Annotated in this window: 16 protein-coding genes; 7 read left to right on the top strand and 9 right to left on the bottom strand. The window is 63.6% G+C overall.

Annotation, left to right across the window (positions count from 1 at the left end; genetic code table 11):
• Positions 1-197: 197 nt before the first annotated feature.
• From EF294_RS14290 to EF294_RS14310, 5 genes are all read right to left on the bottom strand, one after another.
• The gene (locus EF294_RS14290; protein ID WP_425459435.1) at positions 198-1,238 is read right to left on the bottom strand and encodes a YdcF family protein; all 1,041 of its coding nucleotides are present in this window, start codon (positions 1,236-1,238) and stop codon (positions 198-200) included.
• A gap of 270 nt (positions 1,239-1,508) precedes the next feature.
• Positions 1,509-3,002, bottom strand: a complete 1,494-nt coding sequence (locus EF294_RS14295; RefSeq protein ID WP_123931382.1) for an NAD(P)(+) transhydrogenase (Re/Si-specific) subunit beta — start codon at positions 3,000-3,002, stop codon at positions 1,509-1,511.
• 32 nt (positions 3,003-3,034) lie between these two features.
• Positions 3,035-3,340, bottom strand: coding sequence for an NAD(P) transhydrogenase subunit alpha part 2 (locus EF294_RS14300; protein WP_123931234.1), 306 nt, complete (start codon positions 3,338-3,340; stop codon positions 3,035-3,037).
• Positions 3,340-4,425: an NAD(P) transhydrogenase subunit alpha gene (locus EF294_RS14305; protein ID WP_123931236.1), complete on the bottom strand. Its 1,086-nt coding sequence runs from the start codon at positions 4,423-4,425 to the stop codon at positions 3,340-3,342. The genes EF294_RS14300 and EF294_RS14305 overlap by 1 nt, the downstream gene beginning before the upstream one ends.
• 565 nt (positions 4,426-4,990) lie before the next feature.
• Positions 4,991-6,574 (bottom strand): molybdopterin-dependent oxidoreductase, encoded by a 1,584-nt coding sequence (locus EF294_RS14310; RefSeq protein ID WP_123931384.1) that lies wholly within the window; start codon positions 6,572-6,574, stop codon positions 4,991-4,993.
• 168 nt (positions 6,575-6,742) lie between these two features.
• Between EF294_RS14310 and EF294_RS14315 the strand changes: the two genes are divergently transcribed.
• Positions 6,743-8,212: an FAD-binding protein gene (locus tag EF294_RS14315; RefSeq protein WP_123931238.1), complete on the top strand. Its 1,470-nt coding sequence runs from the start codon at positions 6,743-6,745 to the stop codon at positions 8,210-8,212.
• A gap of 255 nt (positions 8,213-8,467) precedes the next feature.
• On the opposite strand, the gene EF294_RS14320 is transcribed toward EF294_RS14315, so the two are convergent.
• Positions 8,468-9,073 (bottom strand): TetR/AcrR family transcriptional regulator, encoded by a 606-nt coding sequence (locus tag EF294_RS14320; RefSeq protein WP_246007866.1) that lies wholly within the window; start codon positions 9,071-9,073, stop codon positions 8,468-8,470.
• 64 nt (positions 9,074-9,137) lie between these two features.
• On the opposite strand from EF294_RS14320, the gene EF294_RS14325 reads away from it, so the two are divergent.
• The 6 genes from EF294_RS14325 to EF294_RS14350 all read left to right on the top strand — a co-directional run bounded on the left by EF294_RS14325 (position 9,138) and on the right by EF294_RS14350 (position 16,475).
• Positions 9,138-10,103: an SDR family NAD(P)-dependent oxidoreductase gene (locus EF294_RS14325; RefSeq protein ID WP_123931240.1), complete on the top strand. Its 966-nt coding sequence runs from the start codon at positions 9,138-9,140 to the stop codon at positions 10,101-10,103.
• A gap of 92 nt (positions 10,104-10,195) precedes the next feature.
• A complete protein-coding gene (locus EF294_RS14330) occupies positions 10,196-11,749 on the top strand; it encodes an AMP-binding protein (protein WP_246007867.1) in 1,554 nt (517 codons plus the stop codon).
• Positions 11,749-12,636 carry an SDR family oxidoreductase gene (locus EF294_RS14335; protein WP_123931244.1) on the top strand — a complete coding sequence of 296 codons (888 nt, stop codon included), beginning with the start codon at positions 11,749-11,751 and terminating at the stop codon, positions 12,634-12,636. Before EF294_RS14330 ends, EF294_RS14335 begins: the two co-directional genes overlap by 1 nt.
• The gene (locus EF294_RS14340) at positions 12,633-13,571 is read left to right on the top strand and encodes a patatin-like phospholipase family protein (protein ID WP_123931246.1); all 939 of its coding nucleotides are present in this window, start codon (positions 12,633-12,635) and stop codon (positions 13,569-13,571) included. Before EF294_RS14335 ends, EF294_RS14340 begins: the two co-directional genes overlap by 4 nt.
• Entirely contained in the window at positions 13,568-15,103 is a 1,536-nt protein-coding gene (locus EF294_RS14345; protein ID WP_123931248.1) for a flavin-containing monooxygenase, read from the top strand. Before EF294_RS14340 ends, EF294_RS14345 begins: the two co-directional genes overlap by 4 nt.
• Before the next feature lie 184 nt (positions 15,104-15,287).
• Positions 15,288-16,475 (top strand): lipase family protein, encoded by a 1,188-nt coding sequence (locus tag EF294_RS14350; RefSeq protein ID WP_185091091.1) that lies wholly within the window; start codon positions 15,288-15,290, stop codon positions 16,473-16,475.
• A gap of 305 nt (positions 16,476-16,780) precedes the next feature.
• Here EF294_RS14350 and EF294_RS14355 read toward each other — a convergent pair whose 3' ends face one another.
• The 3 genes from EF294_RS14355 to EF294_RS14365 are packed head-to-tail and all read right to left on the bottom strand — an operon-like array spanning position 16,781 to position 19,111.
• Positions 16,781-17,167: a MaoC family dehydratase gene (locus tag EF294_RS14355; RefSeq protein WP_425459436.1), complete on the bottom strand. Its 387-nt coding sequence runs from the start codon at positions 17,165-17,167 to the stop codon at positions 16,781-16,783.
• Positions 17,168-17,187: 20 nt separating this feature from the next.
• Complete coding sequence (locus EF294_RS14360) at positions 17,188-18,366, bottom strand: thiolase family protein (RefSeq protein ID WP_123931254.1); 1,179 nt, start codon at positions 18,364-18,366, stop codon at positions 17,188-17,190.
• Between the two features lie 37 nt (positions 18,367-18,403).
• Positions 18,404-19,111 carry a TetR/AcrR family transcriptional regulator gene (locus EF294_RS14365; RefSeq protein WP_123931256.1) on the bottom strand — a complete coding sequence of 236 codons (708 nt, stop codon included), beginning with the start codon at positions 19,109-19,111 and terminating at the stop codon, positions 18,404-18,406.
• Positions 19,112-19,113 lie beyond the last annotated feature (2 nt).

The following is a 19,113-nucleotide window of genomic DNA, read 5'->3' on the forward strand; positions in this document are numbered from 1 at the left end:
TGGCGGGCTCGTGATATGAGACTGTCGTCGCGACGGCGCACCAACTGAAAGATGCTGTCTATGAACGGCTCGTCGCGATTCAGTGGTGGTGGTGCCGATGGCGGTGGTCGAGTCGATGGTGTTCATGATGCCCTCCTGGCTGGTCGAACCCGACCTGGTGGGGTGGTGCCACAACGGACACCTCGGCACTCCCGAACTCATCGGTCGACCGACCGCGCTACGGTCCGCCGCTCGACCCCCGACTCCAGTAGCTCATTGAGGATCTTGTCGCCGATATCGCCGATGAGACCCGGCCCGACGTCGGGTAACTGATCTGCGGGCAACAGCGGGGTTCGGCTCGCCGGGATGCCGCCGGTACGCGTGGCCTCGACGCGAATACCTGTCTGCTTGTCCTTGGGTAGCGGGGTCGCGTTCTTCGCGAGATCGGTGTCGGTGGTGACCGAGTGGACCACACGCAACCCGGTCGCCGCGAAATCGGCTGCGGCGCGACGGATATGGTTGGGCGAGGTGGCCAGAATGACGTCGCGGATGCCGCGTGCGGCCAGGAGGTTGGCGGAGTTCTGCGCGTTGGCGACGGTGGATACCGAGGAGTCCTCGGTGAGGATGCGCGAGGCATCGATCCCGTTGTCGATCAGCCATTTCTTCATCACCGCGGCCTCGGTGATCCCGTTCTGCGGCTTGCCGCCGGTGACAATGACCGTGGCCGTCGGCATCACTGCCGCCTCGGCCTTGCCTGGCGCGAGTCGCTTGATCAATTCCGGGGCCACGCTTGCCCTGCGGCGACAGCCCGAAGCCGAGAATGACGATGGCCGGATTTCCCGACACCGTCGTGGGTTCGGTACTCGGCACGATGGCCGCGGCCGAGGTGACGCCGTCGATGATGGACCGGGCGGTCTGGCCAGCAACGGATTGATCACCGACAGTCTATTCACCGCCGCACTCCCCACTGCGGTATCCGACTCCTGATCGGCCCAGATGGCCTGCAGCGCCAACGACTGCCCGTCCGCCGGCCACAGCGTCAGCGCCTGCCGCAGGTCGGTGAGGCCGGCCGGCACGTCACCGGCGGAGAACTTCTGCTGCGCGGCGTTGTAGAGGCTGACCGGGTCGACACTGACCGCTGCCGTCGTTAGGTGATCCTCCGAGGACGATGGCAGGGTTCCGACAACGACACCGGTGACCGCCGACGCCGCAAGGACGACCTCCGTGTTTCGACGAAACCGCACTTTCACTCTGGTCACACCAGTCACCAAAGTAACAGTAGGGCCAGGTGGGTGCGCGGCTGCCAGCCGGAGCCGGTCTCATCTCGATCACCGACGGTCTCGGTTCGACAACACCGAGACACGACAAGGCCGACACCGGCACACAACGACGCCCCGCCCTGGGTGGCGGACACCGCGGCTCACATGACCAGCGGCATCGCCCTGCAGGCGGGGCGTCGGGGACGGACGTCTAGGGTGTGTCTCCCAATTCCCTTTGCGGGTCTTGGCAGGAGAATCGGGAGACACACCCTAGAGAGCCTTGAGCTCCTCGATGACCGAGTCGACGGACTTCTTGGCGTCGCCGAACAGCATGGAGGTGTGATCGAGATAGAACAGCGGGTTCTCGATGCCGGCGTACCCGGAACTCATGCCGCGTTTGAGTACGATCACCGATCGCGCCTGGTCGACGTTGAGGATCGGCATGCCGTGGATCGGGGAGCCCGGATCGTTGCGCGCCGCCGGGTTGGTGACGTCGTTGGCGCCGATCACGATCGCGACATCGGTGCGAGCGAACTCGCCATTGATGTCGTCCATCTCCTTCATCGCGTCGTAGGGCACGTCCGCTTCTGCCAGGAGCACGTTCATGTGTCCGGGCATCCGGCCGGCAACCGGGTGGATGGCGTACTTGACCTCGACGCCCTTGGCCTCGAGCAGGGTCGCCATCTCCTTGACGGTGTGCTGGGCCTGCGCGACCGCGAGGCCGTACCCCGGCACCACGATCACCTGGTTGGCGTAGGCCATCTGGATCGCGGCGTCCGCGGCCGAGGTCGCCTTGACCGTGCCGCCCTCGGCGCCACCGCCACCGACGCCGGCGTCGTCACCGCCGCCGAACGCGCCGAAGATGATGGCCGGGATCGACCGGTTCATCGCCTTGGCCATCAGGTTGGTGAGAATCGAACCCGAAGCGCCGACGATCATGCCGGCCACGATCATCGCCTGGTTGTTGAGCGCGAGACCCGCCGCCGCTGCCGACAGACCCGTCATCGCGTTGAGCAGCGAGATGACCACCGGCATGTCGGCGCCGCCGATCGGGAACACCACGAACAGGCCCATCACGCCGGCGACCACGAGCAGCGCCACGATCCAGTACCACGGCGTGGCCGACGTCGAATCGGCCGAGACACCGATGTAGACGGCGATCGCGATGGCCGCGATGCCCAGGACGATGTTGGCGAACTGGAAGGCCTTGGCGGCCTTGACCACCGTCTTCTCAAAGTTCTTGTTCAGCAGCTCCTGCAGCTTCGCGAACGCCACCAGCGAGCCCCAAAACGAGATCGAACCGATGATCGCCGCGAACAGCGACCCGATGATGACGTGCACGTCGGGTGTCTCGTGCAGTTGGGTGAAGCCATCGGACTCGATGTACTCCGACCATGCGATCAACGCGACGGTGCCACCGCCGACGCCATTGAACAGCGCCACCAGCTGCGGCATCGCGGTCATCTTGGTCTTGAGCGCCGGCGGAATGCCCAGCCCCACGCCGACCAGGAGGCCGACGACGATCAGAATCCAGTTGATACCCGGCACTCCGGCATCGCCGGCGTTGTTGTAGACGCCGAGCAGCGTCGCGACGATCGCGATGCCCATGCCGACCGCGGCGATCCAGTTGCCGCGCACCGCGGTCTTCGGACCGGTCAAACCCATCAGGCCATAGATGAACAGTGAGAACGCGACGATGTAGAGCGCGGTGACACCGTACCCGAGGGCCTCGGAGACCTGCCCGGAGTCACCGGCGCCGATCATGTCCTGGACTGAGAGCGCAACAGTGGTGGTGCTCACTTACCGGCCTCCTTCTTACCCTTGAACATGCCCAGCATGCGGTCGGTGACGGCGAACCCGCCGACCACGTTGAGCGTTCCAAACACCAGCGCGACGAACGCGATGATGCGCACGCCCCAGTTGGCGTCGGCGGGCAGCGATCCCAGCACCACCAGCGCACCGAGCACGACGATGCCGTGGATGGCGTTCGTCCCCGACATCAGCGGGGTGTGCAGGGTGTTGGGAACCTTCGAGATGACGGCGAAACCCACGAATCCCGCCAGAACGAGAATCGCGATATTGGCGAATAGTTCGGTATACATCAGGCCGAGGGCTCCTTGTCACGTGTCACGCACGCAGCGGCGATGACCTCGTCCTCGAAATCCGGTGCCAGCGAACCGGATTCATCGAGCATCAGATCAATCAGAGCGAACAGGTTTTTTGCATAGAGCTCACTGGCGTGCTCGGGCATGGTGGCCGGCAGGTTCAACGGCGAGGTGATGGTGACGTCGTGCTTGACGACGGTCTGCCCGGGCTCGGTGAGCTCGCAGTTGCCGCCGGTCTCCCCGGCCAGGTCGACGATCACGCTGCCCGGCTTCATGCCCTCCACCGCAGCGGCGGTGACCAGGCGCGGAGCCGGCCGACCCGGCACCAACGCGGTGGTGATCACCACGTCGAAACCCTTGATCGCGTCCTCGAGCGCCTGCTGCTGCTGGGCCCGCTCATCCTCGGTCAGCTCTCGGGCGTATCCGCCCTCACCGGCGGCGTCGATACCCAGATCGAGCCACTGGGCACCGACCGAACGCACCTGCTCGGCAACCTCGGGTCGCACGTCGTAGCCGGTGGTCCGCGCGCCCAGACGCTTGGCCGTGGCCAACGCCTGCAAGCCCGCCACACCCACACCGAGGATCAGCGCCGTCGCCGGCTTCACCGTGCCCGCTGCGGTGGTCAGCATCGGGAAGAACCGCGTCGACAGATCGGCGGCCACGATGACCGACTTGTAGCCCGAGACATTGGCCTGCGAACTCAGCGCGTCCATCACCTGTGCGCGCGAAATACGGGGGATCGCCTCGACGGCGTAGGCCTCCACCCCCGCGTCACGCAGCGCACCGATCTTGTTATCGGCGTTGCGTGGAGACAGGAAGCCGATCAGTTTCTGACCGCTGCGCAACGCGCCGATCTCTGTATCCGACGGCGGCGATACCCGCAGCACCACATCAGCGGAATACGGATCACCGATCGTTGCCCCCGCATCGAGGTATTCGGAATCCGGGATCAGCGCCCCGAGACCGGCGCCCTCTTCCACGATCACGGGGACTTTCTTGCCCACCAGCGACGCGACGACCTTCGGGACCAGCGCCACGCGACGCTCTCCGGAGGCCGTTTCGCGCACGACACCCACACTCATTGCTATTCGTTGTCTTTCGTTGTCGTCGGTTGTTGTCGAACGACTCATTACGTTGCGACTTGTCAGGTGCGCATCGACGACGACGAACGATCGGCCCGGTCGGTGCGCTGATCGGCCGTACCGCAGCGATGCGGTCGGGGTGGGGCAACGGATTGCGTCGCCGCCTGAGAAAAACGTGCGACGAACATAACATGACCTCAGCTGACGCTGATCAACCGCGTTGACTTGCTCACCTTTTTTGACGAGGCCCATGCCCGGATTGCCCACTCGTTGCCGCCAGTGAGCGGGTCGGCCGAGCGAGGCGAACAACGCCGCGAGTTCTGCGGGCGTCGGCTGTCCTCGGCGCTCAGCCGGGTCGAGCCGATCTGCGGCTACACGCCCGTGGCCGGGTGCCCGCGGCGCCGGTCCGCCCGTACCCATGCCTATGACGCTCCCTGAGAGATCCGTCGTCGAACCCGGCGCCTGACAGCTCCGGCTCGCGACAGCCCCGCTCGCGTCGAGAGGCGAGCGAACCGGGAGGGCGCCGCGATGGCCGCGTTGCGCTTCGCGACGCGGCTGCGCCTGGTCAGGATATCGAGTAGGTCCGCGAATCCAGGCCGGTCGCGCCGTCGGGCACCGGGTCGGCGGTCGCCGAGGTCTGCACCGCTCCGTCCTTGCCGATCGCCCGGCACGTGACCCTGTGCTGCCCGGCACCGGCCTGCCACACGTACTTCCACGGCCGCCAGGTGTCGTCGCTGTAGTCGGCGGCCAGCGTCGCCTGCTCCCACGGGCCGTCGTCGATGCGGACCTCGACGGCGGCGATGCCGGTGTGTTGATACCACGAGGTACCGGCCAGGACCACTTGTCCGGCAGGCAGATCCGAGCTCGACGGCCGGTCGATACGAGAGGAGATCTTGATCGGTCCCAGCTGTGACCACCCGCGCGAGGTCCAGTACGCCTGCGCCTTGTCGAAGGTGGTGAGCTCCCAGTCGACGACCCACTTGGTGGCCGAGACGTATCCGTAGAGACCCGGGATCACCTGCCGCACCGGGTAGCCGTGCTCGACCGGTAGCGGCTGGCCGTTCATCCCGATCGCCAGCAATGCGTCCCGGTTGTCGGTGATCGCCGATACCGGTGTGCCGCAGGTCCATCCGTCGGAGCTGGTGGAGTACAGCATGTTCGCGCCGGGGCGCACGCCCGCGCGGTCGAGGAGGTCTTTCATCGCGACCCCGAGCCAGCGGGCGTTGCCGATCAGGTCGCCGCCGACCTCGTTGGACACACACGTCAGGGTGACCAGCCGTTCGGTCATCGGCATCGCCAGCAGGTCGTCCCAGGAGAGGGTGAACTCGTTGTCGACCATGCCGTGCACCCGCAATTGCCAGTCGCCGGTGGTCAACTGCGGGACCTGCAGGGCGGTGTCGATCCGGTAGAAGTCGGCGTTGCCCGTGACGAACGGGGTCGCGCCCGGTACCCCGATGTCGGCCGACGCCGGTACCGGCGGTGCGGGGGAGGCCGGGGCGGGCAGCCGCAGCGCGTTGCGGTCGGCGATGGTCTTGGCGGCACCGGCGAGCAGCGTCCGTCCGAGCGCGCCGACGGCGACGGCGGCCGCGGCGATCCCGGCGGCGGTGAGGACGAAGCGGCGTGAGGCGGGCGCGTGCAGCACTCCGGTGCCGTCGTCGGGGTGCTCGGACGGGGCTGTATGGGCCCGGGTCGTGTCCGCGTCGGCGTCGAGGATGCCGACGAGTACCCGCAAGGCGATCACCCCGGCCGCCCCTGCGAACAACGACGGCAGCATGTACGTCGCCGACGCCCCGGGGCGCCCGAGGGACGCGACGACACCGACGATCGCGAACACCACGATGACGATCGACCCGATCGGTGGTCGGCGGCGTTCGGCCACCCCGCACGCCCCGGCAAGGATCACGATGACCACGCCCATCACCACGAACAGCGCAAGCTTGTCGGAGGTGCCGAAGGTGCTGATCGCCCACTCCCGCATCCACAGCGGCGAGTGGTCGACGACGCTCGATCCGACGGCGAAGTACGGCGAGGATTCCGGGGAAATGAACGCGGCGACGAGTTCGCCGACCCCGAGGGCGGCGGCGACGGCGATGACGCCGGTGAGCGCGTTCACCGGGATCGGCACCCGCCGTCCGGGTGCGTGCCGCATGGTGTCGGGATCAGGGTCAAGTCCGGAGGCCACACCACCATTGATACGCCGAGAGGGCGGGTATGTCGTCGCGCAGGTGACGCGGGTCGGTCGGATGCCGGACCGGTCGTACCAGAACGACCCCACAATACTAGAACGTGTTCTATTTGGTGGGTTAGGCTGATGGCCATGGCAGCGGACGCAGCGATCCCCGACACCGTCGCACTCGGATCGGTCGACGAGTGGAGCGACGAGGTCGACGTGGTGGTGGTCGGCCTCGGCATCGCGGGCGGATGTGCCGCGGTGGAGGCGGCCACCGCAGGCGCACGCGTGCTCGTTCTCGAACGAGCAGCCCAGGCCGGCGGGACGACGGCGCTGGCCGGCGGGCACTTCTACCTCGGTGGCGGAACGGCGGTCCAACAGGCAACAGGCTTCGAGGACTCCGCGGAGGAGATGGAGCGCTACATCACCGCGGTCTCGCGCGATCCCGAGCCGGACAAGATCCACGCGTACTGCGTCGACAGCGTCGATCACTTCGAGTGGCTGGAGAATCTCGGCTTCACCTTCGAACGCAGCTACTACCCGGAGAAGGCGGTGGTCCAGCCCGAGACACAGGGGCTGATGTACACCGGCAACGAGAAGGTCTGGCCGTTCAAGGACATGGCCAAGCCCGCGCCGCGCGGTCACAAGGTGCCTGTACCAGGAGACACCGGTGGTGCGGCGATGGTCGTCGAGCTACTGGTGCAGCGGCTCGCCGAACTCGGCGTCGAGGTCCGGTACGAGACCGGTGCACGCAATCTCGTCGTCGACGACGACGGCTCGGTGGCCGGCGTGGCATGGCGCTCGATCTCCGGCGCACGCGGAGTCGTCGGCGCCCGTGGAGTGGTCATCGCCGCGGGCGGCTTCGTGATGAACCCGACGATGGTTGCCGAGCACGTGCCGTGGCTGGCCGAGAAGCCGTTTGTGTTGGGCAACACCTACGACGATGGGCTCGGCCTGCGGATGGGAGTGTCTGCGGGGGCCGCGCTCAAGCACATGGATCAGGCGTTCTGCACCGCGCCGGTGTATCCGCCGTCGATCCTGCTGACCGGGATCGCGGTGAACAAGAATGGCGACCGATTCGTCGCCGAGGACTCCTATCACTCCCGGACGTCGGCTTTCGTTCTTGAACAACCGGATTCGACGGCGTACCTCGTCGTCGACGAAGCGCACATGAAGCGTCCGCGGATGCCACTGGTGCCCCTGATCGATGGGTACGAGACGGTGGCGGAAATAGAACAGGCCCTGGGCATTCCATCGGGGAACCTGCAGAAGACCCTGGACCGCTACAACATCCATGCAGCCGACGGCACGGACCCCGATTTCCACAAGTCAGCGGAATTCCTTGCGCCACAGGATCACGGGCCGTGGGCGGTGTTCGACATGAGTCTGGGCAAAGCGATGTACGCGGGCTTCACCATGGGCGGGATGGCCACGTCGGTCGACGGTGAGGTTCTCGACGCCGACGGCTCCCCCATCGCGGGCCTCTATGCGGCCGGGGCGTGTGCGGCCAACATCGCACAGGACAGCAAGGGTTACGCCAGCGGCACCCAGTTGGGTGAGGGCTCCTACTTCGGCCGGCGGGCCGGACGGCATGCGGCGGGGCGCCGGGCCGGGTAAGCCGCTGCCCATGTTCTGGCCGCAGCAAGTAGTCGAAGAAGCCCTACGCGGACAGGACGCTATGCTCTTTGCCCGTTAGGCCTTCACGCCCATCTGTGACGCGACCTCAGACCCGTGATTCGCTGACTTCCCCAAGTCCCGTAGCTTCGCTACCGCATGACTCAGCGTCCGTGCCGGATTCTGGGCAGTGCCGACACTCCAAGGAAGGATGTCGGAGTACACAGCCTCGACAATGGTCTTGGGCCGGTGCGCCGATCACATGGCGGTGGGTGTACCGACAAGTCCGGCAACGATGTTGATGATCTCGAAAAGGTGGTCCGAGGTCACCGTCGGATCGATGACGGTGCGAACCGCCAATCCGTAGCCGAGATCCAAGATGATCTCCGCAATTCGACGGACGGGCACGGGACCTTGCGTGAGGGATGGAGCCAGCTGCTCCAACGATTTCTCCAGAGCGCGAGTGGCCGCATGGTTACGGTGACCCTCCTGCTCAACCAGACCCGCGTCACCGCGGCTGGCGAGCGCGAACTCCAACTCCAGTCGCGGCCACCCTGAGGCGAGGATCGTTTCCACCCATGCCTGAAGGGCATTGATACGTGCGCCAACATCGGCTGTTGCGAGGATCGCCTCAACGTGCTGCTGATTCTCCGCTTGCAGGTCTTGGAGCAACTCGATGGTGAGCTGCGCTTTGTTGTCGAAGTTGGAGTAGTAGGCGCCAGTCGTCAGTCCCGCAGCACCGGTGATCTTCGCAATGGACGTGGCCGCGTAGCCATCGGCCAGCAGCAGTTGCCGTGCGCATGCCTTGAGGCGGGCACGATTCTGCGACTGGCTCACCACTCGTGAGTTCACCGACGTGTTCACGTCGCCGATCCTATCCGACGCGTAGGGCCTTGCGGTTATTCAGATAGTGGCATAATCTCAAATAATGATGTTACTTCAGAATCGACGTCACTCCGTCAACGCCCTCCGCGAGGACCTGATGCTCAGGCTGGTCGGCCCGCCGATGGAACGTGACGATGCTCGAATTCGTCGTGCGGTCGCAGGCAAGACGGTGTTGGTGACCGGCGCATCGTTCGGACAGGGAGAGGCCACGGCACGATTGCTCGCCAGGAACGGCGCGGTCGTCGTGATGATCGCGCGTAGCGTTGACCGGTTGGCTGAGGTGGCCGACGAGATCACCGCGTCCGGCGGCATCGCTCATGCATACGGAGTCGACCTCTCCGACGCAGCATCGGTGACGTCGTTCGCAGACTCGATGCTCCGCCTCCACGGCCCCGCCGACATCGTCATTCACAACGCCGGAAAGTCACTTCGCCGCAGTATCTACCGGAGCGCCCAGCGGATATCGGACATGGATGCGATGGTCGGAGCGAACTTCACGGGACCAATGCGACTGACTTTGGCCCTGCTTCCCAGCATGAAGGAGAACGGAGGCGGCCATATTGTCAGCATCGCCACGGCCGGCCTATGGCTGACGCCCGCCGCGCCACGGTGGTCGTTCTACCTTGGCTGCAAAGGCGGTTTCGATGTCTGGCTCAGGTCGGTGGCGTTGGAGGTCAAGCGGGACAACATCGATGTGACCACGATCTATGCCGGCCACATCAAGAGTCGTATGGTTGCCACGGATTGGGTGAGCAAGTCGCCCGGCCACACACCCAGTCAGGCGGCACGCGTCGTGGCCTACGCGGTGACCCGGCGGCCACGCCACCTTGCCCCCCGCGGGACGGGACTCATTCGCCTCTTCGGCATCGTCTTCGAGAGGCCATTCGGCAGTGTTCTTTCGCTCGTCGACCGGCGGAGTAGCGAGACTGCCGCCTCAGACGCGGCGTTCCAGCGCGCCATGTCGAAGAATTCCGAACCCGCGGCGCTGACCTCGACCGAGGCTGTCTGATGTCAGCGAAGGCATCGGCGAGGGGGCGCCGACGGCAATGGCTGGAGGCAGCTGTCGCACTCTCACGAAGTGGCGCATTGGCCCTGTCCCCGATGGCTACGGGCCGAGTCATCTCCGCGCTCGGGCGCCACGGCGCCACCCCGGCAAGCCTGCTCGCAGTGTCGGCCGCCAGATATCCCGACCGAGTCGCCATCATCGACGACGAGGGGTCGCTGACGTTCGCGGAGCTCTACCAGGCGACAGTCGATCTTGCTGTCGCACTGCGCGAGAGTAACCAGCACATCAGCTCTGTCGGGGTGCTGTGCCGCAATCACCGAGGATTCGTGATCGGTTTTCTCGCTTCGGCGATGATCGGCAGCGACACCGTGTCGATCAACACCGAACTGCCCGCGAGTCAATTGGCAGCGCTGCTCAACCGTCACACTCCCGACGTTGTTCTGCATGACCTTGAGTTCACAGAAGCACTGCACGCCAGCGACTTTGGTGGCCGGTGTATCTGTATCGACTCGGATTCGGACCGGGACGCCGCGATCCGCGCACTGCGGGGCTCTCGTACTCGGCGGAACTCGTTTGCCCGCAGCGCGGGACGAATCACGCTCCTGACCTCGGGCACCACGGGATTGGCCAAGGGCGTGCCGCGCACTGTCCGGCCCATGGGGATTGCGCAGCTGGCGGCGACCGGTGCCGCGCGAGGCGGACTCAGGTCCGGCGACGTAGCCCTGATCGGACCACCGTTCTTCCACGGATTCGGTCTCCTTGCCCTCCTCGGGGCCATTGCACTCGGGGTCACAACGGTCACCCACCGCACATTCGCCGCCGATGGGGTCTTGCGGGATCTGGAACGTCATCGCGTGACAATCATGTTCGCTGTTCCGGTCATGATCCAGCGCATTCTGGACGCGCCGTCTGCCGCCGATGTTGCTCGTCGATCATCGCTTCGGGTCGTTGCCACCGGCGCCGCGCCGATCACCGAGGCAACTGTGGTTCGGTTCCGCGGGATGTTCGGTGACATCCTGGTCAACGGCTACGGCTCCACAGAGGCCGGGGTGGTCAGCATCGCCACAGCAGCCGATCTGGCGAAGTTCCCAGCGACGGCAGGCAGAGCTGCACTCGGAGTCTCGATCCGCATCATCGACGACGACGGCAACCTCGCCCCGAGTGGCATATCTGGTCGAATACTGGTGCGTGGACCGCTTGGATATTCCGGATATACCCCGGACCGGAACGGTGTCACACACCACAAAGACGTCGTTGACGGCTACGTCGACACCGGAGACGTAGGGTATGTCGATCAGACTGGTCTGCTATTTCTCCGTGGTCGTTCCGACGACATGATTGTCTCCGGTGGAGAGAATGTATTTCCTCTCGAGGTAGAGCAGGCGCTCACGCGACATTGCAAGGTCGCCGATGCGGCCGTTATCGGCGTCGACGACGAGGAGTTCGGGCAAGTACTGCGAGCCTTTGTCGTTGCCAGAGATGATGTCAACGCTATCGAGCGGGACGAACTTTCCGCGTACCTTCGCGGGATGGTCGAGAGGTACAAAATCCCGAAACAATTCTTCGACGTTTCTGAAATTCCACGCAATCCGAGCGGAAAGACTCTGCGTCGAGAGCTTCTTGCTCAGTCTATTAAGGAGTTCAAGTGATGAGCCCATTTTCCCGCCGACACTCAATCCCCGACCTTCGAGAGAAAACTGTGCTCATCACCGGTGGTGCGCGGGGCATCGGCGCGCAAACCGCACGTCGATTTGCCGATGAGGGTGCCACCGTCTATATCTGCGACATCGATATTGATGTCGCAGAAGAAACTGCTGCGGGAATTCCAGGTTCCTACGCGGTAGCACTCGATGTCACCGATCGCAGTTCATGGAGTTCGGCAGTATCGACGATTGAGCAAAGCGCCGGGTGCGTCGATGTCCTGGTGAACAATGCCGGCGTGATGCCGCTCGGGCCGTTTCTTGACGAGACGGAAGAAACCACGGATTTGATTCTCGATGTGAATGTTCGTGGGGTGCTCAACGGTATCCGTGCGGTCATTCCGGCAATGATCGAGCGCAAGAACGGGCACATTGTGAACGTGGCCTCGATGGCCGGTCGGATCGCGATTCCCGGCATGCTGACCTACAACGCAAGCAAGTTCGGGGCACTGGGCGCCTCTCTCGCCGCTCGCCAGGAGTACGACGGCACCGGTGTGAGTATCTGCGCCATCCTGCCGGCCGCGGTGCGCACAGAGCTCAGCTCCGGCGCCACTCTCGGCGGTGCGCTACCCACCGTGGATCCGATCGATGTCGCTGACGCCGTCATCGGCACGCTGGCTACACGCGCCGCGCAGACATCAGTGCCGGAGTGGGTCGGTCCCGGGTGGACGCTGGTCTCCGCAGTTATGCCGGAGCGACTAGAACGGTTCGCGCGCAAGTCGATCGACGATCGCAGGGCACTGAGTACCGATCCGGTCACCCGTGGTGCCTACATCAGCCGGGTGTCGCGTCATGCCGCGCAGCACAGTAGCCACTCACGTGGGGCGGCATCATGACCAGGATTGGAATCGCTATCGGTTGCGGCGGGACAATCGGCGGCGCTTGGGCAACCGCAGCACTTATGGCGCTTGCGGAGGAACTCGACTGGGACCCCCGAAACGCCAGTCTCTTGCAGGGAACGTCGGCGGGCGCACAGATCGTGACACAGCTGGCCGGCGGATATTCGATCTCCCAACTGGCAGCTATGCAGGCCGGGTCGCCTCCTGACGATGTCTTGCGAGAGCACCTCGCCCTCACGCCACGAACTCTTCCGCCACGGCCCTCACTGAAACTCACCTGTCCCGAGGCAGTATTCACCCGCGGAGTCGGGCCGCATGCAGTCCTGAGCGCCTTGGCGCCGCGGGGACGCGGCGACACCCGATTTCTGACCTCGCTTGCTCAACACACCGCGGGCCCGGACGGTTGGCTTGCGCATCCCGGCGCGCGGCTGGTGGCGTTCGAGCCGGCCACCGGTACTCGCATGGCATTCGGGGCACCAGATGCGCTCACGGCAACTGTCGATGAGGCGCTGCGTGCCTCCTGGGCGGTGCCCGGCTGGATGCCGCCGGTCGTTATCGCCGACCGCACCTTCATCGACGGAGGTGTGGCGTCAACGGCGTCGGTCGACCTCATCGATCCCTCATCGTTGGATGTTCTCTACGTCATCGCTCCAATGGCCTCCGACGCCAACGTCAGAGCACCGGGGCTCGGGGGCATGGTCGAGCGCACCCTCCTGCGTCAACCGATGTCCCGTGTACTTCATCACGAGATCGCCGGAGCGCGGGCACAAGGACTGCGAGTCATCGCGATCACACCGAATTCCGAGGACATGGCCGCGCTTGGCTGGAACTTCATGTCCCGAGGTCGCCGACAGGCGGCTTTCACTGCTGCATTAGTCAATGCGCGCCGAACAGTATGGCGCACCCTTCAGGCCCAGGAGACCTCCGCATGACCCCTACCCCTCGTCAAGAAAAGCGCGAGCCGGAGATTGTTATTATCGGCGCCGGGATTGCCGGGATAACGATGGCCTATACTCTCCAGGGAGCCGGATATAGTCGGTTCCGAGTTCTGGAGAAGGGTTCCGACGTCGGTGGCGTATGGTACTGGAATCGTTATCCGGGACTGACCTGCGACGTTCCCTCGCAGCTTTATCAGTTCGGTTTCGCTCCAAAAGCGGACTGGTCGTCGATCTGGGCTCCCGGTCCTGAGATTCAGCGATACCACCGAGATGTGGTCGACAAGTTTGGGCTGGATGAACACATTCAACTCAATACCACCGTGGTCTCCGCTGATTTCGACGACGCTTCGGCACTGTGGACTGTGGTGACGGATACCGGAGAAACAATCCTTGCCGATTTTGTGATCTGCGCGACCGGAGTGTTACATAATCCGGCGTATCCGAATATTCCTGGCCTCGCCGAGTTCAAGGGCAAGGTTGTGCACACGGCCCGTTGGGACGAGTCACTCGACGTTGATGGAGCAAGAATTGCGGTGATCGGAACCGGTTCGACAGGAGTGCAAGTGGTTTCGGCGCTGCAGCAACCCGCGCGCTCGCTGACACACTTCGTCCGCTCACCACAATGGGTGTTGTGGGCCCCCATGCACTTACGCCAACCGAAACTGGTATCGAGGATTCTGGAACGAAGCCCAGGTCTGCATGCCTGGATCTATGCGATGTCGTTGAAGGCATCGGCGGTGCTGCCGGACGTCATCCTCAATGACACATGGCGGCGCCGAGCGGTCCAGAAGTATGCCCGGCTCTGCTTGCGCAGGCAGGTTCAGGATCGGCAACTACGCGAGTCGCTGACGCCCGACTATGAGCCACTATGCAAGCGGCAGGTGGTCTCTGGCACGTACTACCGCGCCTTGCGCTCCGCCAATACCGAACTCGTCACCACTGACATCGCCAGGGTTACCGAGGAGGGTATCCAGACCGTCGATGGCCGAGAATTTCCGCTGGATATCATTGTGTTGGCCACCGGATTCCGGGCGCATGACTATATGCGGCCAATGCGTATCACTGGCAGAGAAGGTCGTCAGCTCGACGAAATCTGGGCCGACGGTCCACGCGCATATCGCATGACCGCGATCCCAGGATTGCCGAATCTATTCACAGTACTGGGGCCAAACTCCCCGACCGGCTCGATCTCACTGCAGTACTCTGCTGAAGTCACCTCCCGCTACATTCTCTCCTGGCTGGACAAATTTAGAGTCGGCGAAATTTCTACCACTGAGGTCACCGAGGAAGCGACCGAGGAATTCAACCGAGAGGTAAATTCCGCCGCCAAGACCACGGTATGGAACTCTGGATGCAATTCTTGGTACTTCACCGATAGTGGGAATATCGACTTGTGGCCATTTACCCGCTCAAAGCTGACCGAAATGCTTACACAGCCCAACGAGTCACACTTCCGAGTGACTCGACGGCAGGAGGAGCGCGAAGCGGCTGGTGGAATCAACCTGGCAAGTCAACGGAAAGGCTGAGCACGAAATGAGAATTCGACGTCTTTTCACCATCTTCTGTCTGTCTCCTATCATTGCCCTGATCGCAGCGATGGCTCCGAGCGCGACTTGGTCCGGCAATGCCCCAGCCGCCCCCGGGGCGCCGGATTCGACTGCATCCTTCTATTCGCCGCCGGTCCCGCTGCCCGGTGGTAGGCCAGGAGACGTGATCCGTTCCGCCCCGATGGCACTGGCGCTGGCACTGCCGCAGGGCGCAGGACAGATTCCGGGAACCGCGACGAAGGTGATGTACCGCAGCACAGACGCAAACGGGCGTCCGAATGCGGTAACCGGAACATTTATCAAGTCGAGTCAGGCCTGGCACGGCCCTGGACCTCGGCCAGTCGTTGCTGTCGCCGTCGGCACCCAGGGTCAGGGTGACCAGTGCGCACCGTCAAAATTGCTGGGTCAACTCATCCACTACAACTTCCCACTCGACCTGATGGCGGAGTACGAGGTTCTGTCGATCTATCCGCTGCTGGCACGCGGGATGTCGGTGGTGGTCACTGACTACGCCGGGCTCGGAACACCGGCGATGCACGACTACGTCAATCGTCTTGCTGAGGCGCACGCTGTTTTGGATTCGATTCGAGCAGCACAGCGTCTTGCGCACTCGGAGGTTACGCCGGCAACGCCAACGATCGTGTTCGGCTATTCCCAGGGTGGTGGCGCGGCCGCTGCAGCCGCTGAATCGCAGGCGGATTATGCTCCCGAACTACCGATCCGTGGCACCTACAGCGGCGCCCCGCCGGCCGACCTCATCGCGACAATGTTCACCGCACCGGCCGTGGTTGCCGGACCGTTTCGCAATCAACGACCAGGCGGGGTAGGAGTGGGTCTGGTTGGTTACTACATCAATGGGGTTTACGCCGACTACCCGGACACCCGTGCTGAGATTGACCGATTCCTCACGCCCCAGGGTCAGCAGATGAGGCGTGAGGTTGCACGGACATGCGTACCCGAAGATGTCATGCGAACCTTCTACCGATCCATTTCGGACTACTTGGTCGGCGGCCAATCAGCAGCGGAACTGCTCGCGCGTAATCCACACTTCCGCAAGCGAACCGAAGAGCAGCGCATTGGCAGCCTACGGCCGATGGCCCCGGTACTCGTCGCAAGCGGTAGCAACGACGATGTGATTCCTGCCGGGCAGGTTCGCCAACTCGCACGCGACTGGTGTGCCAAGGGAGCGCAGGTCGAGTACCGCTCGACGCGATGGATACCCGATGTTCTGCCGAGCCTGGCCATCGGCCACCTCCTGCCGTTCCTACCCGTCACCGCCGAGGCGTTGGCCTGGATCGATGACAGACTGGCCAATCGACCTATCGCCAGTGGCTCCTGCACGTCACTGTGACCGAAATACCAGTGTGCTGAAGGTTCGGATCACTGCATTGTCTGTGTGAACCGTCCGTGGATCTGGCCGAGACCGTGATCTCGCCAGAAGAATGTCGGCACGGGGCTCTTCGAGGTTGGGCACTGCCCGCCCAACCTCGAAGAGCCGGTCAACCCCCAACGCATCGTCTCCGCCATAGCTGGTGAATGGTCAGAGACCACTGGCATCACGAAAGGCACGTCTGCTCTGGCGGACCCACACGGTTGGGGAATGAGAGGAATCGAGGCGAGAGCATCACTGGGGAATTCTGATGCGCCCCGTCACGCTCAATTCAGCCAGATGACATGGGTGGCGACAGCCACCAGCTCTCCATGCTGGTTGTGCGCATCGACGGCGCAGAGAATCTTGCCGCCTTCCTCGGGTCGCTCGCCCTTGACGGTGAAAGTCACCGAGACGGTGTCGCCCAAATAGACGGGCTTGATGAATCGAACAGTGTCGTAGCCGTACGAGTAGCCATCGACTTCCTTGCGAGTCATCCACTGCCCCGCGGCTGCAGACATCAGGCCCAAGATCAGTACTCCGTGCGCCACTCGTGCTCCGGCAGGATGTTCTTGGGCGTACTCGGCATCGATGTGAAGTGGATAGAAGTCGCCGGTGATACCGGCGAACCCGTAAACGTCGAATTCGGTCACCGTCTTGGCCAATCGGACCACTTCGCCAGTCTCCACCGCTGTCACCGAAGCTCAACCAGCGTTCCGGTGCCCAGTCCTCCCCCACAGCACATCGTGCTGAGGCCGTATCGGGCCCCGGTATCCTCCATGATGTGCAGCAGTGTTGTGATGAGTCTGACGCCTGAGGCGCCGAGTGGGTGCCCCAGAGCCATCGCACCGCCCCTGATATTCACCCGTTCGGGATCAGGCTCGAGATCGGCCATCCACGCGCCGACGACGGAAGCAAATGCTTCGTTGATTTCGAAGGCACCGATATCGGCCACAGAGAGGGAATTTCTTTTCAGGATCGATGTTGTCGCCGGGATCGGTCCGGTAAGCATCATGTGCGGATCGTCGCCGACGACAACGTGATCGCGGACGATGGCCCGAGGCTGCAGGCCCAACTCAGCGGCGCGCTGCTCTGACATGAGTAAGACTGCGGCCGCACCGTCGGATACCTGGGACGAGGTTGCCGCGGTCAGTTTGCCGCCGAACGCCGGAGCGAGGCCAGCAAGTTTCTCGGCGGAAGTTCCGGGCCTGATTCCCTCGTCGTCGTTGTGGGCCACGCCTTTCACCTCGATAGGAAGAATCTCGCGGGAGAATTCCCCCTTCCTCCGCGCATCCTCCGCCCGTGCATGGGATTGGACGGCCATGTCATCCAGCTGCGGACGGCTCAGGTTCCATTTGTCTGCGATCCTTTCCGCCGCCGCACCCTGGCCACTGAGATTGGCTCGCGCCGGTAGCTCGTAAAGGTGTTGCATCTCTGGGGTGAAGGCATCGCCAAACTCCTCCTGAGCCCGTAGACCGGCGGAAAAGGGCACGACGCTCATCGATTCGACGCCTGCGGCGACCACGCAGTCATGTGTGCCCGCCGCGATGGTCGAAGCAGCCAGGTGCAGAGCCTGTTGCGAAGAACCGCACTGAAAGTCGAGTGAGGTGGCCGGTACGTGGGTCGGCAAACCCGCCTGAAGCCACGCGTTCCGAGCGATGTTGGACGCTTGAGGCCCCAGCTGCTGAACACAGCCGGCCAGGACTTGTCCAACCTGGCCGGCATCGACACCAGTACGATCGAACAGCGATTGATAGACCTGTGCGAGAAGGTGGTTGGGATGTACCGAAGCGAACATTCCATTGTTGCGCGCCTTGCCGATGGGCGTGCGTATCGCATCGACAATGACGACGGTATGACGTGGGGAATTCATAATTCTTTCTTTTCATCGCACCATCGCGGCCGTCTCATTACCCGTGGGGATGATCAGCGGCCGGAATGGTGACTTCGAGTCGATCAAGCGTTTCTCTGGCGAGTGCGATGAGTTCGTGCGGGGTGCTACCCGCCGAATGTTCTGGTACGGAAATGCTCCTTACCCCCATCTCACCAATGTCACGCGCGATCGTGGTCAGGTTGTCGGAGTGATGCCAAAGGGCGACGCTGTTCCACATCGCAATGATCGACAACGCGGCGGTTCGTGGATCGACGGGCGAGAACCTCGCCTGCCGCTGCCCCTCACTGATGACACCGGTCACTGCCTCTAGTACTTTGTGCCGCGTGCTCCTGTGTCGCGCGGCGAGCTCACTCGGCAACGACGACTCATTCTGGGCCAGTAGGCGATACTCCGCCGGATTGCGTCCTACGAGTTCGACCATAGAGACGATGAGTCTGCGCAACTGAACATCCGGGGTCTCGGCGTTCTCACACAAAACCTCATCAACCAGGTTGCCGGCCGTTTCCGTGACATCGCGAACGACTCGTTCGAGTAGTTCCTCCTTGCTGCGAACATAGCGATAGAGCGACGGGCGGCTCATTCCTACTGCTGAAGCGATGTCTTGCAGGGTTGTTCCCGCGAAGCCCTTCTCCGCGAACAGTTGGCTGGCCTTGTCGAACAGTTCGTCTTCTACGAGATCACGCCGCATTGCTGCGGTCGAACCAGTGGTGTCCGAATCGGCCATTG

The sequence above is a fragment of the Gordonia oryzae genome (assembly GCF_003797185.1).
Classification (GTDB): Bacteria; Actinomycetota; Actinomycetes; order Mycobacteriales; family Mycobacteriaceae; genus Gordonia; species Gordonia oryzae.